Raw genomic sequence first — 16,815 nt, forward strand, 5'->3', positions numbered from 1 at the left:
CTCTGTTTTCTACAGCCTTGAAATATTTTCGTCTTATCTACTATACACTTCCGCTTTTTTTCGTACTTTTACCCCTTGTTGGAAAGAAGTGCCTTTTCAACCCTTGAGAACAGAAAAAGAAAAAACAATATATAAAATGAATCACAAATGGAATTATCGACCCATTACACCCGAACAGGCAGAGACAAGCCAGACATTGGCCCAGGAACTAGGGATTAGCCCGATACTTGGACAACTTTTGGTGCAGCGGGGAATTACAAAGGCAGCAGATGCCAAGAAGTTTTTCCGCCCGCAATTGCCCGACCTGCATGATCCGTTCCTGATGAAGGATATGGATATTGCAGTGGAACGTCTGAACAGGGCGATGGGAAAGAAAGAACGTATTCTAATTTATGGAGATTATGACGTAGACGGTACTACTGCCGTAGCATTGGTCTACAAGTTTATTCAACAGTTCTATTCGAACCTTGATTATTACATACCCGACCGATACAATGAAGGGTATGGCATTTCTAAAAAAGGAGTGGACTATGCCGCAGAAACCGGTGTAGGACTGATTATTGTACTCGATTGTGGAATTAAAGCAGTAGAAGAAATCACTTATGCCAAAGAGAAAGGGATTGATTTCATCATCTGCGATCATCATGTACCGGATGATGTGCTTCCGCCTGCCGTAGCTATTCTGAATGCCAAACGCCTGGACAATACGTATCCGTACACTCACCTTTCCGGTTGTGGAGTCGGTTTCAAGTTTATGCAGGCATTCGCTATCAGTAACGGTATCGAGTTCCACCACCTGATTCCTTTGCTGGATATTGTAGCTGTGAGTATTGCATCGGACATCGTTCCGATTATGGGTGAAAACCGTATCCTCGCCTACCACGGTCTGAAGCAACTGAACAGTAATCCAAGCATCGGCATGAAGGCCATTATCGACGTATGCGGACTTTCTGAAAAGGAAATCACCGTCAGCGATATTGTGTTTAAAATCGGACCGCGCATCAATGCGTCGGGTCGTATCCAGAACGGAAAAGAAGCCGTAGACCTGCTGACGGAAAAAGATTTCTCGGTAGCACTTGAGAAAGCCGGACAAATCAACCAGTACAACGAAACCCGGAAAGACCTCGACAAGAGTATGACGGAAGAGGCAAACAACATCGTTGCCAATCTGGAAGGATTAGCGGATCGCCGCTCCATCGTGCTCTACAACGAAGAATGGCACAAAGGCGTGATCGGCATCGTAGCTTCCCGTCTGACAGAAGTGTACTACCGCCCTGCCGTGGTACTGACCCGGACGGATGATATGGCAACAGGTTCCGCACGTTCAGTTTCCGGCTTCGATGTATATAAAGCAATCGAGCATTGCCGCGACCTGCTGGAAAACTTCGGGGGACATACATACGCCGCCGGACTGTCGATGAAAGTGGAAAACGTGAATGCCTTTACCAAACGGTTCGAAGAATACGTTTCACAGCATATCTTGCCGGAACAAACCAGTGCTGTGATCGAAATTGATGCTGAAATTGATTTCAGGGATATTTCGTCAAAGTTCTTCAACGACCTGAAAAAGTTTAATCCTTTCGGTCCTGATAACACGAAACCTATTTTCTGCACTCACCATGTTTATGATTACGGAACAAGTAAAGTGGTGGGACGCGATCAGGAACATATCAAACTCGAACTGGTCGATAATAAATCGAATAATGTAATGAACGGTATCGCGTTCGGACAGAGCTCACACGTACGTTATATCAAAACGAAACGCTCGTTCGACATCTGTTACACCATTGAAGAAAACACGCACAAGCGTGGTGAAGTACAACTTCAAATCGAGGATATAAAGCCGATTGAATAAGTATCAGGAGATATTAAAACAATATTGGGGATATGACTCCTTCCGCGACTTGCAGGAGGAGATCATCACCAGTATCGGCGAAGGCAAAGATACACTGGGACTTATGCCGACCGGAGGCGGTAAGTCCATCACTTTTCAAGTGCCTGCTCTCGCCCAGGAAGGGATTTGCATTGTCATTACTCCTCTCATCGCCCTGATGAAAGATCAGGTGCAAAACCTGCGTAAACGCGGCATCAAGGCGCTTGCCGTCTATTCAGGCATGACACGGCAGGAGATTCTCACTGCTCTTGAAAATTGCATCTTCGGTAATTATAAATTCCTCTATATTTCTCCGGAACGTCTGGACACGGACATATTCCGTACCAAACTGCGATTAATGAAAGTCTCCATGATTACGGTCGACGAAAGTCACTGTATCTCACAATGGGGATATGACTTCCGCCCTGCTTACCTGAAAATTGCCGAAATACGGACATTGCTACCGGGAATTCCGGTACTGGCACTTACAGCCACCGCCACTCCGGAAGTAGTGAAGGATATTCAAGCCCGTTTGGAGTTCCGTGAAGAGAATGTTTTCCGCATGAGTTTCGAACGGAAAAACCTGGCATATATCGTCCGGCAAACGGATAACAAAACTCAAGAGCTGTTGCATATCTTACGAAAGATACCCGGCAGTGCCATTATCTATGTCCGCAACAGACGACGCACCAAAGAAATCACCGAGTTACTGGTAAACGAAGATATTACCGCCGACTTCTATCACGCCGGACTGGATAATGCCGTAAAAGACCTCCGGCAAAAACGCTGGCAAAGCGGAGAAGTTCGTGTAATGGTAGCGACAAACGCCTTTGGAATGGGGATTGATAAACCCGACGTGCGCATCGTATTGCATCTCGATCTCCCCGACTCTCTCGAAGCTTACTTCCAGGAGGCCGGTCGTGCAGGAAGAGACGGTGAAAAAGCGTATGCTGTGATCTTATACACCAAAACGGACAGAACGACGCTGCACAGGCGCGTTGTGGATACTTTTCCCGACAAAGAGTATATTCTCAATGTCTACGAACATCTGCAGTATTACTATCAGATGGCAATGGGCGACGGTTTCCAATGTGTCCGCGAATTTAATCTGGAAGAGTTTTGCCGGAAGTTCAAATACTTCCCGGTTCCGGTGGACAGTGCACTGAAAATACTGACTCAAGCCGGTTATCTGGAATATACGGACGAACAGGATAATGCCTCCCGTATTCTTTTCACGATTCGCCGGGACGAACTATACAAATTGCGGGAAATGGGAACGGAAGCCGAAGTACTGATACAGACGATTCTCCGCTCTTACACCGGAGTATTCACCGACTATGCCTATATCAGCGAAGCAACCCTGTCCATACGTACCGGACTGACCCGTGAACAAATTTACAATATACTGGTCACGCTTACCAAACGTCGCATCGTGGATTACATCCCGCACAAAAAGACACCTTATATTATATACACCCGCGAACGGCAGGAACTTCGTTTTGTGCATATTCCTCCTTCCGTCTACGAAGAACGCAAAGCCCGGTATGAAGCCCGCATCAAAGCGATGGAAGAGTATGTCACTTCGGAGAATGTGTGCCGGAGCCGGATGCTGCTCCGTTACTTCGGAGAGAAGAACGAGCACAACTGCGGACAATGCGATGTTTGTCTTAGTCACCGTGCAACTGGTGCCCTGACCGAGAATTCTTTCGATTTCGAGGAACTGAAAAAGAAAATATCAGAATTACTTACCCAGAAACCGCTGACACCGGTAGAAATAGCCGATAAGATAGAAGCGGAGAAAGAGAGCATCAGCGAAGTCATCCAATATTTATTGGAGGAAGGTGAATGGAAGATGCAGGATGGAATGATACATATTTCAAAATAAGTTACTACCTTTGCAAGGTAACTCAAAAATAACACACCATGCCGAACTTTTTTAAATCTTTCTTCTCCGGTAAGTCGGAAACTCCGGAAAGTGAAAAACAGAAAAACGATCAGAAAAATTTCGAGATCTTCAAATACGACGGTTTACGTGCGCAACGCATGGGACGTCCGGATTATGCAGTAAAATGTTTTATTGAAGCTCTTGCCATCAAGGAAGAGTTTGAAACAATGGGCTATCTTAGCCAACTCTATATCCAGATGGGGGAAACGGCAAAGGCCCGCGAATTATTGGAAAAGATGGCTGCTATGGAACCTGATGTCACAAGTACTTTCCTGACACTGGCCAATGTATGCTTCATCCAAGAAGATTATCAGGCAATGGAAGAAGCTGCCAATAAAGCGATTGCCATCGAAGAAGGAAATGCCGTGGCTCATTATCTGTTAGGGAAGGCCCGCAAGGGACAGGATGACGACCTGATGACTATTGCCCATCTCACCAAAGCAATCACTTTGAAAGATGATTTCATTGAAGCTCGCCTATTACGTGCGGAAGCATTGATGAACCTGAAACAGTATAAAGATATGATGGAAGATATAGATGCTGTGCTCGCCCAGAATCCGGAAGAAGAGACAGCCATGCTCCTGCGCGGAAAAGTGAAAGAAGCAGACGGCAAGGACGAAGAGGCAGAAGAGGACTACAAACTGGTGACGGAAATAAACCCGTTCAACGAACAGGCATACCTTTATTTAGGGCAACTTTATATCAACCAGAAAAAACTGACGGAAGCTATCGGCCTGTTTGATGAAGCCATCGAGCTGAATCCGAACTTTGCGGAAGCCTACAAAGAACGCGGACGTGCTAAATTACTGAATGGTGATAAGGACGGTTCGGTAGAGGACATGAAGAAATCTCTGGAATTGAATCCGAAAGAGGAAGCTGGTCTGAACGGAGAATTCAAGAACCTGGGACCAAAGCCTGAAGCACTTCCCGGCATCTTTTAAGTATCCTTTTCATCTATTTTAGGCAAGAAAACAAAAAAAGTATCGTTTTTTGTTTGCATCTAACAGAAAATTATTACTTTTGCCCCAGAATTAAAAACCAAAGCAAAAAAGATAGATTCTAATGAAATCATTTACTTATGCATATTACTTCTTTTTTTACTTTTACTTTAGCAACAAAGTAGAGCGGGAGTTTGTATGTATCAAGTGACAGTGATGCTTAAGGACTGAATAGAGAAATCAATCATATGAATCCCGCTCCAATATGGACGCGGGATTTTTTTATATAATATATTTAGAACAATGAAAAAGATAGCAATTCAAGGAACACTCGGCTCATATCATGATATCGCCGCACACAAGTACTTCGAGGGAGAAGAAATAGAGTTAATCTGTTGTGCCAACTTCGAAGATGTGTTTACTTCGATACGGAAAGACAGCCAGGTTATCGGAATGCTAGCCATCGAGAATACGATTGCGGGAAGTTTGTTGCACAACAATGAATTGTTGAGACAAAGCGGCACACAGATTATCGGTGAATACAAACTGCGCATCTCGCACAGTTTTGTCTGTCTCCCCGATGAGAACTGGGAAGATCTGACAGAAGTCAACTCCCACCCTATCGCCCTGATGCAGTGTCGCGAATTTCTGAATCAACATCCGCAGTTGAAAGTGGTGGAAGGTGAAGACACGGCCCGCAGCGCAGAAATCATCAAGAATGAAAATCTGAAAGGACACGCTGCCATCTGCTCCAAAGCAGCAGCTGAACGTTACGGCATGAAAGTCCTTCAGGAAGGTATTGAAACGAACAAGCACAACTTCACCCGTTTTCTGGTTGTTGCCGATCCCTGGCAAGTAGACGAACTCCGCCAACATCATGCCAATGCAACCAACAAGGCAAGTATCGTATTCACTCTTCCACACACGGAAGGCAGCCTGTCACAGGTTTTATCCATTCTATCGTTCTATAATATCAATCTGACAAAAATTCAATCGTTGCCTATCATCGGACGGGAATGGGAATACCAGTTTTACGTAGATGTAGCTTTCAACGATTATCTAAGATACAAGCAGTCTATTGCTGCAATCACTCCATTAACCAAAGAACTTAAATTATTAGGCGAATATGCAGAAGGAAAGTCAAACGTATAAAATCGCTCCTGCCGACAGATTGGCAAGTGTAAGCGAATACTACTTCTCAAAGAAGCTAAAAGAGGTAGCACAGATGAATGCAGAGGGAAAGGATGTTATCAGCCTCGGTATCGGAAGCCCCGATATGCCTCCCTCAAGGGAAACCATCGAAACATTGTGCAACAATGCTCATGATCCCAACGGACACGGTTACCAACCGTATGTAGGTATCCCTGAACTGCGCAAAGGCTTCGCTGCCTGGTATCAACGCTGGTATGGAGTGGAACTGAATCCGAATACGGAGATACAGCCTTTAATCGGCTCTAAAGAAGGAATTCTCCATGTTACGCTGGCATTCGTCAATCCGGGTGAGCAGGTGCTAGTCCCGAATCCGGGATACCCTACCTATACTTCTTTGAGTAAAATACTCGGAGCGGAAGTTATCAACTACGACCTGAAAGAAGAGGATGGCTGGATGCCTGACTTCGAGGCACTGGAAAAAATGGATCTTAGCCGTGTAAAACTGATGTGGACCAACTATCCCAACATGCCGACGGGAGCCAATGCAACTCCGGAAATCTATGAACGTCTCGTTGACTTTGCCCGTCGCAAGAATATCGTAATTGTGAATGATAATCCATACAGCTTCATTCTGAACGAAAAGCCTATCAGTATCCTAAGTGTACCGGGAGCCAAAGACTGTTGCATCGAGTTCAATTCTATGAGCAAGAGCCACAATATGCCCGGCTGGCGTATCGGCATGCTGGCGTCAAACGCGGAATTCGTACAATGGATATTGAAAGTGAAAAGTAATATCGACAGCGGTATGTTCCGTGCTATGCAACTGGCTGCAGCAACTGCTCTTGAGGCCGAAGCGGACTGGTATGAAGGCAATAACGAGAATTACCGCAACCGTCGTCACCTCGCCGGTGAGATTATGAAAACATTGGGATGCACCTACGACGAAAAACAAGTAGGAATGTTCCTTTGGGGAAAGATTCCCGCTTCCTGCAAAGATGTAGAGGAACTGACAGAAAAGGTGCTGCATGAAGCAAGAGTGTTTATCACTCCGGGATTTATCTTCGGCAGTAACGGAGCAAGGTATATTCGTATCTCACTTTGTTGCAAGGACAATAAGCTGGCAGAAGCTCTGGAAAGAATTAAAAGAATCTAACCTCTCCCAAAGAGAGAACGACAGTAGAATGAGACAGAACAATTTCAATGAAAACAAGTTATTAAAAGAATAAAAACAAATAAGAATATGGAACTCGAATCAATTTTATTACCGGGCGTTGAAGCTAAAAGACCGATTGTCATTGCCGGCCCGTGTAGCGCAGAAACAGAAGAACAAGTAATGGATACAGCCAAACAACTGGCTGCTAAAGGACAAAAAATATATCGTGCCGGAATCTGGAAGCCGCGTACCAAACCGGGAGGTTTCGAAGGTATCGGTGTAGAAGGTCTTGCCTGGTTGAAAGAGGTGAAGAAAGAAACTGGAATGTATGTTTCTACAGAGGTAGCAACAGCCAAACACGTTTACGAATGTCTGAAAGCGGGAATCGATATTCTTTGGGTAGGTGCACGCACCACTGCCAATCCTTTCGCCGTACAGGAAATCGCTGACGCACTGAAAGGGGTTGATATCCCTGTATTGGTTAAGAACCCGGTGAACCCGGATCTCGAATTATGGATCGGAGCACTGGAACGTATCAACAACGCTGGTTTGAAGCGTCTGGGTGCTATCCACCGAGGTTTCAGCAGTTATGACAAAAAGATCTATCGAAATCTTCCCCAATGGCATATTCCTATCGAACTACGCCGCCGTATCCCTAATCTTCCGATTTTCTGTGATCCGAGCCATATCGGTGGAAAACGTGAGTTGGTAGCACCGCTTTGCCAACAGGCTATGGACTTGAATTTCGACGGTCTGATTGTAGAAAGCCACTGCAACCCGGATTGCGCATGGAGCGATGCTTCTCAACAAGTTACTCCGGACGTACTCGACTATATCCTCAATCTGTTGGTAATCCGTACGGAAACACAGTCTACCGAAAGTCTGGCACAGCTCCGTAAACAGATTGACGAATGTGACGACAATATCATTCAGGAATTAGCAAAAAGAATGCGTGTGGCACGTGAAATCGGTACTTACAAAAAAGAGCACGGAATCACAGTCCTTCAAGCCGGACGTTACAATGAGATTCTGGAAAAACGTGGCGCGCAGGGCGAACAATGCGGTATGGACAGCGAGTTTATGAAGAAGATTTTCGAAGCCATCCACGAAGAATCAGTTCGTCAACAGATGGAAATTATTAATAAGTAGTTAGAGTAGTCAAGTAGTATCTACTACTTACTACTTGACTACTAAATAATAAACATTATGAGAATATTAATCCTTGGAGCTGGTAAAATGGGCTCCTTCTTTACTGATATTTTGAGCTTTCAACACGAGACGGCCGTGTTCGACGTCAACCCGCACCAGTTGCGTTTCGTCTATAACACGTATCGTTTCACTACATTGGAGGAGATTAAGGAATTTGAACCGGAACTGGTTATTAATGCTGTTACAGTGAAGTACACGTTGGATGCCTTTCGCAAAATACTGCCTGTATTACCGAAAGACTGTATCATTAGTGACATTGCCTCTGTAAAAACAGGATTGAAGAAGTTCTATGAAGAAAGTGGTTTCCGCTACGTTTCCAGTCACCCTATGTTTGGCCCGACTTTCGCAAGTCTTAGCAATCTAAGCAGCGAAAATGCCATCATCATCAGTGAAGGCGACCACCTGGGAAAAATATTCTTCAAAGACCTCTACCAGACATTACGGTTGAACATCTTCGAATATACATTTGATGAGCACGACGAAACAGTAGCCTACTCGCTTTCTATTCCGTTCGTATCGACGTTCGTATTTGCTGCCGTAATGAAACATCAGGAAGCCCCGGGAACTACGTTCAAAAAGCACATGGCAATCGCCAAAGGGCTGCTAAGCGAAGATGATTACCTGCTTCAGGAAATACTGTTCAACCCACGCACTCCGGGACAAGTGACTAATATCCGGACAGAGTTGAAAAACCTTCTCGAAATCATCGAAAACAAGGATGCGGAAGGTATGAAAAAGTATCTGACGAAGATCCGGGAAAAGATTAAATAATCAATACCGGTGCCAAGATTTAACGATCCCCTGCAAAAAAGTTCTTTGCAGGGGATTTTTTTATGTGTACCTTTGTATCCGCAAAAACGGATTCACAGGAGAAAGAATGATAGATCAAATTACCATAGACCGGATATTGGACGCGGCACAAATTATGGATGTCGTTTCGGATTTTGTCACCCTGCGCAAACGTGGTGTCAATTATGTCGGTTTATGTCCGTTCCACAGTGATAAAACCCCTTCTTTTTATGTCTCTCCCGCCAAAGGATTATGCAAATGTTTTGCTTGTGGAAAAGGTGGAAATGCCGTGCATTTCATTATGGAACACGAGCAGATGTCTTATCCGGAAGCATTGAAGTACCTTGCCAAGAAATATAATATTGAAATCAAGGAGCGGGAATTAAGCGATGAAGAGAAGTTTGTGCAAAGCGAACGCGAAAGTCTGTTTATCGTTAATAACTTTGCACGCGACTATTTCCAGAACATACTAAAAAATCATGTAGACGGGCGTAGCATCGGTATGGCCTATTTCCGCAACCGTGGCTTTCGCGACGACATCATTGAGAAATTCCAATTAGGTTACTGCACTGAAGCCCACGATGCATTCGCCAAAGAAGCAATCCAAAAAGGATATAAGAAAGAGTACTTGGTAAAAACAGGACTTTGCTACGAAACGGACGACCACCGGTTACGGGATCGTTTTTGGGGACGTGTTATTTTCCCTGTACATACGCTTTCCGGCAAAGTGGTGGCTTTTGGCGGACGTGTACTTGCCAGTGCAACGAAAGGGGTTAAAGTCAAATACGTCAATTCGCCCGAATCGGAAATTTACCACAAAAGTAACGAGTTATACGGTATATATTTTGCCAAACAGGCTATTGTAAAACAAGACCGTTGCTTTTTGGTTGAAGGCTACACGGACGTAATCTCCATGCATCAATCCGGCATAGAGAATGTGGTTGCTTCCTCGGGAACAGCCCTTACACCGGGACAAATCCGTATGATTCACCGGTTCACCAACAACATGACTGTGCTTTACGACGGCGACGCAGCAGGTATCAAGGCTTCTATCCGGGGAATTGACATGTTATTGGAGGAAGGTATGAATATCAAAGTCTGTCTTCTTCCCGATGGGGACGACCCGGACTCTTTTGCCCGCAAGCACAACTCAACGGAATTTCAGACTTTTATCTCGGAACATGAAACGGACTTTATCCGCTTCAAAACGAACTTGCTACTGGAGGATGCAGGAAAAGATCCCATCAAGCGTGCGGAACTGATTGGTAATCTGGTGCAAAGTATTTCTGTCATCCCTGAAGCAATTGTCAGAGACGTCTATATCAAAGAATGCGCGCAGCTACTTCATGTAGAAGATAAGCTGCTAGTATCAGAAGTTGCCAAAAGACGGGAAACTCAAGCAGAGAAGCGAGCTGAACAAACGGAACGGGAACGCCGGATGGCTGAAAGAACGGCTATGATGTCACAGGGCAGCACACCTCCTGAAGATGTTCCAATACCTAATGGAGATATTCCGTTACCTCCTGAAGTGGATGGCGGATATACAGATGTTCCTCCTGCTCTGCAGGAAGACAGTTATGCTTCCTTTATTCCGCAGGAAGGAAAGGAAGGGCAGGAATTCTACAAATTCGAGCGACTGATATTACAGGCGGTAGTTCGTTATGGAGAGAAAATCATGTGTAACCTGACCGATGAAGAAGGAAACGAAATTCCGGTAACCGTCATAGAATATGTGGTTAATGATCTGAAAGAGGATGAGTTAGCCTTCCATAATCCGCTGCACCGCCAAATGTTATCGGAAGCTGCTGCACACATGCACGATTCCAACTTCATTGCCGAACGTTATTTCCTGGCACATCCTGATCCGGTAATCAGTAAATTGAGTGTAGACTTGATTAATGTGCGTTATCAGCTTAGTAAATATCACTCCAAGTCCCAAAAGATTGTGACGGATGAAGAGCGGCTCTATGAAATGGTTCCGATGTTAATGATTAACTTCAAGTATGCAATCGTAACAGAGGAATTGAAGCACATGCTTTATGCCCTCCAAGATCCTGCTCTTGCCCATGATAATGAGAAATGCGACTCACTTATGCAACGCTATAATGAGTTGAGAACCGTACAAAGCATCATGGCAAAGCGGTTGGGAGATCGCGTCGTTTTACGATAAGCTTATTTGTTTAGTAAGCAGAAAACGGATTATACTCTTCCGTGTTGAATCAGATTCATAAACTCTTCACGAGTCTTTGCCTGATTGAAAGCTCCGGTAAAGTCAGAAGTAGTAGTAATAGAGTTTTGTTTTTCTACACCACGCATCTGCATACACATGTGTTTGGCTTCCACCACCACCATTACTCCCAGTGGATTCAGCGTTTCCTGAATGCACTCTTTGATTTGCAGTGTCATGCGTTCCTGCACTTGCAGACGATGAGAGAATATATCGACTACACGGGCAATCTTACTCAACCCTGTGATATAGCCATTAGGAATATAAGCCACGTGCGCCTTTCCGTAGAACGGCAACATGTGATGTTCACAAAGAGAGAAGAAATCGATATCTTTCACAATCACCATCTGGCTATATTCTTCCTGGAATTTAGCGGAGCGAAGCACTTCGTGAGGGTCCATGTGATACCCTTTCGTCAAGCTTAACATCGCCTTAGCCACCCGTTCCGGAGTTTTCAATAACCCTTCCCTTTCGGCATCTTCACCCAACAAAGTTATAATACTACGATAATGACTCTTCAACTCCTCCAGATTCGGAGAAACAATTTCTTCTTTTTCTAACATGATACAATTATAAAGGAATATTGATCTGGTCTCTTACAATAGAAACCTCTTTAAACACACCGGTAGCTTTCAACCGACGCATCATTGCGTCCGCTTCTTCAATGCTACGGAAATCACCTACACGACAAAGCCAACGAGGCGGATTGAACGAAGTATATACCGTCAATTCAGGAAAATACTCTTTCACACGCGATGCTACATGATAAGCATCATTCTTCGCCTGACGAGTATTGTTACCGGCATACGCCTGGATTCTGAATCCGGAAGTCTTTATTACTTTCTGTTCACCTGTTGCAGGACGTTCCATACCTATCAGAGCCTCGATGCGGGGATCTTGATGGATAGTCACCTTTCCTTGCCCCGGAATGTTACGTTCCAAACTCTTGATAATACTTTGCGCTTGCGCAAAAGTAGCTGTCAAAACAAACAATAGGGTAAGTAAAACTTTCATTATTAAACAGTTGATTGTTGATAAATGATAAATGACAGTTAGAGAATGACAGTCGGAAAATGATAGTTGAAAAGATAAACGATAGTCGATAGCAGGCTATACTACATAGCAACTATCAACTATCATTTATCAACTATCATTTATCAACTATCATTTAATTGAAGGCATCAATGATACCTTTGAAATCAGATACTTTCAAAGCAGCACCACCAATCAAACCACCATCAACGTCCGGGTTAGCGAACAGTTCTTTAGCGTTAGAAGGTTTGCAACTACCACCGTAAAGGATAGAAGTATTGTCTGCGATTTCTTTACCATACTTGTTAGCTACGATAGAACGGATGAAAGCATGGATTTCCTGTGCTTGTTCAGGAGAAGCAGTTTTACCTGTACCGATAGCCCAAACCGGTTCGTAAGCCAATACAATCTTAGAGAAGTCTTCAGCAGACAGAGAGAATACAGATTCCATCTGTGCAGCTACCACTTCGTTCTGCTTGTTAGCTTCGCGTTCTTCCAACACTTCACCGATACAGAAAATCGGAGTCAGACCGTTAGCCAAAGCCAATTTTACTTTTTCTTCCAGGATAGCAACTGTTTCACCGTAGTATGCACGACGTTCAGAGTGTCCCAGAATTACATATTTTGCACCTGTAGAAGCAACCATTTCAGCTGAAACTTCACCTGTATATGCACCTGAAGCTTTGTCTGCACAGTTTTCAGCACCTACACCGATCTTTGCAGCGTCTACCAACGGAGTAACAGAAGCCAGGTGGATAAACGGAGTACAGATGATTACATCACAGTTAGGCTTTTCGTTAGCCAATGCTTCGTTCAATTCTTTAGCCAAAGCGATACCCTCTTGAAGGGTTTTGTTCATTTTCCAGTTTCCTGCAACAATGTTCTTTCTCATTTTGTTTTTTATTTTAAAGGGTTAATAAATTTACGATTTCACGATTGACAATTGAACGATCGGAATTAGCGTTCGTTACAGAGGCCGCTCGTTATCATTTATTTTTTTTATTCTTGTTCTTCTATTTTCGGATTCTCCGTTTTTAATTCTTTGCTTTTCATCTCTTCCTCTTGTTGCTTCCGCTTCGCGTTTTTCCGTTCTCTGCGGCGAACGACCAAAACATCCACCCCAAGCACTAACAACAATGGAATAACAAACCATAAGAATACATATCCTACCGTATGAGTGTCACTGCTCACCTTCTGCTTTCCTAACGACAGATTTTCCAGTTTGTCCGTCAGCACATATTCATCCGGTATATCCTCATCGCTCCATTTATTCAAAATTGTTCCGTTCTTAATCAGTATCAATCCCGGATTGGAACGAACCATCGTCTTTAATGTAATATCATCCATCTGACAGAAAGGATATTCGGCTCCCGTCTTGTCCTTCCACAATTCGATCTGTTCTTCCGGTGAAGAAGTGAGGCAATAAAACTTATAGCCATGCTCCACCGAATAGTCATATATCTCATTAATCAAATCAATGTTACTATCATCCGCCTCTTCAATCCGATGGGCAACCAACAGGAAGGTGTATCCTATATCCGTCAATACATCGTCTGTTATATCCTCGCCCGTATTCAGATCAATCATAGAGAAATCGTGAATAGCCGGTTCATATCCTTTTTCCTTCAGGATTGTCCGTGTGTCGACAAATGTCCAGGTACTATCCGGATAGTTATCCAACGTAAATTCTTTCTTCTCTCCGTTCTTTTCCAGAATAAAGATGCTTTCATATACACTCGGTTTCGCTCCTTCGGGCATTGTCATTCCTTCCAGAATATTCTTTCCGATCTTGTAAGGACGAAAGTCTAAAACAGGCAGACGGTCCAGACAATAGAACGACAAAGTAAATACAAAGAACAACGTGTAGAGAGAAGCTAGCCACTCCATTTTCACACTGATAAAACGAACCAGCATTCTTCTGTGACGGAAAGCCATCATTGCTGCAAACAGCAGAACTATATTCTTACCGAATGTCTCCCAGTTCGTCAACCCCCATGCATCTCCAAAACAGCCACAGTCCGAAACCGGATCAAAGATGGCAAGATACAAGGTCAGTGGTGTCATGAAAATCATCAGCATCAAAGCCAACGAAGTAGCCAATGTTCTTCTGGTAGCAAAAAATAAGGAGATACCGATAAAAAACTCAACGGCTGACAAGATGATGCCTCCCAATAAAGGGAAGAATGAAGGGAACCAGGAAGCCATTCCGAATGCGGTCAGATAATCCTGGATCTTATACTGGAACCCCAGTGGATCAACTGCCTTTACAAATCCGGAAAAGATGAACGATGCCGCCAAAAGAAAGCGACACGTATTCGCCACTACCTCCTGAATGATATGTAAGTTCTTATCCTTCAAATTCTATCTTAATCAGTCCGAAAACAGAGTAATTAATCATATCCATATAATTGGCATCAATTCCCTCTGACACCAATGTGTTGCCGGCCAGGCTCTCAATCTGCTTGGTACGGTAAATCTTCATCAAGATCAAGTCTGTGTAAGAGCTGACACGCATGCTCCGCCAGGCTTCATCATAATCATGGTTTTTGGCAAGCATCAGGTCTAATGCCTCTTTTGCATACTTATCGTATAAAGCCATCGCTTCTTCATTGCTGATGTCGGCAGACTCGGCATAACCCAGTTCCAACTGGATGAGCCCGACAATGCCATAATTGACAATCGCAATAAATTCAGCACGGATTCCCTCATCAATCAAGGTCACTCCTTTGGTTTCAATACTACGAATCCGATTGGCTTTAATAAAAATCTGGTCAGTCACCGAAGCCGGACGCAGGATACGCCATGCAGGCCCGTAATCGTGCAGCTTCTTGGAAAATAAGTCACGGCACAAAGCGATGACATGTTCAAATTGTTGCTTGGTATCTTTCATCTTCTTCCAAATAGTGCGCAAAGGTAACAATAATTAAGTAAAAACAGAAAGAGGGCACTCTAAATTATATTAAAGTGCCCTCTCCTAAAGATATTGTATTACTGTTTTATAAGCTATATTTTTTATGAACAACGCAAAACCTGTCCGATACGCAAAGTAGTGGTCGGTTTGATACGGTTCAGTTTGCAAAGCGTGCTGACTGATACGCCACGCAATTTAGCAATGCGGGACAATGTATCGCCACTCTTCACCTTATGATAACGGATAGTACCGTCAGCCACTTGGGTATCATGAGAGCCTGCACGTTTCACACCTTTTGTTTTGCGGAACGTATAAGTATCGGCAACGATATCCTGTTTTGGAAAGTCAAACATATAAATCGGATTAATTGCAATTCCCAGGAAGCGGGTTTCGAAATGAAGATGCGAACCTGTAGAACGTCCGGTGTTACCACCCAACCCGATCGGTTCACCAGCTTTTACCAACTGATTTTCTTCAACCAACTGCTTAGACAAGTGTCCATATATAGTTTCCAATCCATTATCGTGACGAATGACTACATATTTACCGTACCCTCTGCGTTCATATTTCACAATACGTACCTTACCATCAAAAGCAGAAACAATCGTATCACCGATATTAACTTTTAAATCAAGGCCATTATGCATTCTTCTCCAACGCGGGCCAAAAGGCGAAGTTATTTTTGTACTCGGAGTCGGCATACGAAAACCCGTCAGGTCAATTGTATATGTTTCCGGAATAATCGCATTTCCATAAGAATGCGCATATTGATTATTCCAATTCGGATAAAGACTTAAAGCGGGATATTCGGATTGTTCGGCACGGATTTGCTTCTGCAATGCCAAAGAATCTACTGATTTTAATTTTTTGTCTATCGGTGCCTGGCGGGCAATCAGGTCTTGTGAGAAAGAGCTCAAGCTGACCATAGCCGCAACAGCGACCAATCCTGTTTTAATAATGCAATTGAAATTCATTCCTTTTTTATCAATTCTATTTAATATTCGTCATTTGCATACAGGTAGTTAAATGTCGCCTGCTTGTAATCGAATATTTCTTCCGGTTTAAAAAATCTCTTTAATTCAATAGCCGCAGTCTCCGGAGAATCAGAAGCATGAACTATATTTTCCTGAAAGCTCATGCTGTAATCCCCACGAATGGTACCCGGGGCAGCCAGACGTCCATTAGTTGGTCCCGCCAACGTACGGACTGTTTGAATAGCATCCACACCTTCGAAACAACAAACAATGACAGGAGCTGTCATCATCGAATCTTTCACACGCTGAAAGAAGGATTTGCCGCTAAGGTGGGCATAATGTTCGCTCAACAATTCATCAGTCAGTTGCATCATCTTCATGCCAGCCAACCGTAATCCTTTACGCTCAAAGCGATGAGTAATCTCACCAACCAATCCCCGTTGAAGGGTACACGGTTTTAAAATGACCAGCGTTTTTTCAAGCATAATACTCGACTTTGCAAATGGTTAAACAATACATTTACTAAAAAAATTCTTCCAAAGATAGTGTTTTCCTACGAAATGGCAAGGAAGTTATTAACTATTTTTCAGAAGCTTAGAACGAAAAGGAAGA

The 16,815-nt window shown here is 43.8% G+C and carries 15 protein-coding genes; 8 read left to right on the top strand and 7 right to left on the bottom strand.

Annotated elements, in window-relative coordinates; genetic code table 11:
- Positions 1-136: 136 nt before the first annotated feature.
- The 8 genes from recJ to dnaG all read left to right on the top strand — a co-directional run bounded on the left by recJ (position 137) and on the right by dnaG (position 11,229).
- Positions 137-1,855, top strand: coding sequence for a single-stranded-DNA-specific exonuclease RecJ (recJ, locus tag DWZ47_RS08930; RefSeq protein WP_008650492.1), 1,719 nt, complete (start codon positions 137-139; stop codon positions 1,853-1,855).
- Positions 1,848-3,758 carry an ATP-dependent DNA helicase RecQ gene (locus DWZ47_RS08935; RefSeq protein ID WP_008650491.1) on the top strand — a complete coding sequence of 637 codons (1,911 nt, stop codon included), beginning with the start codon at positions 1,848-1,850 and terminating at the stop codon, positions 3,756-3,758. Before recJ ends, DWZ47_RS08935 begins: the two co-directional genes overlap by 8 nt.
- A 38-nt stretch (positions 3,759-3,796) precedes the next feature.
- Positions 3,797-4,759, top strand: a complete 963-nt coding sequence (locus tag DWZ47_RS08940) for a tetratricopeptide repeat protein (RefSeq protein ID WP_004297267.1) — start codon at positions 3,797-3,799, stop codon at positions 4,757-4,759.
- A gap of 300 nt (positions 4,760-5,059) precedes the next feature.
- Positions 5,060-5,908, top strand: a complete 849-nt coding sequence (locus DWZ47_RS08945; protein WP_004297266.1) for a prephenate dehydratase — start codon at positions 5,060-5,062, stop codon at positions 5,906-5,908.
- Complete coding sequence (locus tag DWZ47_RS08950; protein WP_004305477.1) at positions 5,883-7,061, top strand: pyridoxal phosphate-dependent aminotransferase; 1,179 nt, start codon at positions 5,883-5,885, stop codon at positions 7,059-7,061. Before DWZ47_RS08945 ends, DWZ47_RS08950 begins: the two co-directional genes overlap by 26 nt.
- Before the next feature lie 87 nt (positions 7,062-7,148).
- Complete coding sequence (locus DWZ47_RS08955; RefSeq protein WP_004297264.1) at positions 7,149-8,210, top strand: bifunctional 3-deoxy-7-phosphoheptulonate synthase/chorismate mutase type II; 1,062 nt, start codon at positions 7,149-7,151, stop codon at positions 8,208-8,210.
- A 57-nt stretch (positions 8,211-8,267) separates the two neighbouring features.
- Positions 8,268-9,041 (top strand): prephenate dehydrogenase, encoded by a 774-nt coding sequence (locus tag DWZ47_RS08960; protein WP_004297263.1) that lies wholly within the window; start codon positions 8,268-8,270, stop codon positions 9,039-9,041.
- A gap of 106 nt (positions 9,042-9,147) precedes the next feature.
- Positions 9,148-11,229 carry a DNA primase gene (gene dnaG, locus DWZ47_RS08965; RefSeq protein WP_004305478.1) on the top strand — a complete coding sequence of 694 codons (2,082 nt, stop codon included), beginning with the start codon at positions 9,148-9,150 and terminating at the stop codon, positions 11,227-11,229.
- Between the two features lie 29 nt (positions 11,230-11,258).
- Here the strand turns inward: dnaG and folE are convergent, their stop codons facing one another.
- From folE to ndk, 7 genes are all read right to left on the bottom strand, one after another.
- Positions 11,259-11,849 carry a GTP cyclohydrolase I FolE gene (gene folE, locus DWZ47_RS08970; RefSeq protein WP_004297261.1) on the bottom strand — a complete coding sequence of 197 codons (591 nt, stop codon included), beginning with the start codon at positions 11,847-11,849 and terminating at the stop codon, positions 11,259-11,261.
- Positions 11,850-11,856: 7 nt separating this feature from the next.
- A complete protein-coding gene (locus DWZ47_RS08975) occupies positions 11,857-12,300 on the bottom strand; it encodes an SPOR domain-containing protein (protein WP_004297260.1) in 444 nt (147 codons plus the stop codon).
- Between the two features lie 154 nt (positions 12,301-12,454).
- Positions 12,455-13,210, bottom strand: a complete 756-nt coding sequence (tpiA, locus tag DWZ47_RS08980) for a triose-phosphate isomerase (protein ID WP_004297259.1) — start codon at positions 13,208-13,210, stop codon at positions 12,455-12,457.
- A 107-nt stretch (positions 13,211-13,317) separates the two neighbouring features.
- Positions 13,318-14,676: a BT_3928 family protein gene (locus tag DWZ47_RS08985; protein WP_117512869.1), complete on the bottom strand. Its 1,359-nt coding sequence runs from the start codon at positions 14,674-14,676 to the stop codon at positions 13,318-13,320.
- Positions 14,666-15,208: a DUF1599 domain-containing protein gene (locus DWZ47_RS08990; RefSeq protein WP_004297257.1), complete on the bottom strand. Its 543-nt coding sequence runs from the start codon at positions 15,206-15,208 to the stop codon at positions 14,666-14,668. Before DWZ47_RS08990 ends, DWZ47_RS08985 begins: the two co-directional genes overlap by 11 nt.
- 122 nt (positions 15,209-15,330) lie before the next feature.
- The gene (locus DWZ47_RS08995) at positions 15,331-16,203 is read right to left on the bottom strand and encodes a peptidoglycan DD-metalloendopeptidase family protein (protein ID WP_004297256.1); all 873 of its coding nucleotides are present in this window, start codon (positions 16,201-16,203) and stop codon (positions 15,331-15,333) included.
- A gap of 20 nt (positions 16,204-16,223) precedes the next feature.
- A complete protein-coding gene (gene ndk, locus DWZ47_RS09000) occupies positions 16,224-16,688 on the bottom strand; it encodes a nucleoside-diphosphate kinase (RefSeq protein WP_004305483.1) in 465 nt (154 codons plus the stop codon).
- Positions 16,689-16,815 lie beyond the last annotated feature (127 nt).

It is taken from the genome of Bacteroides sp. AF32-8BH (assembly GCF_003435205.1).
Lineage (GTDB): Bacteria > Bacteroidota > Bacteroidia > Bacteroidales > Bacteroidaceae > Bacteroides > Bacteroides ovatus.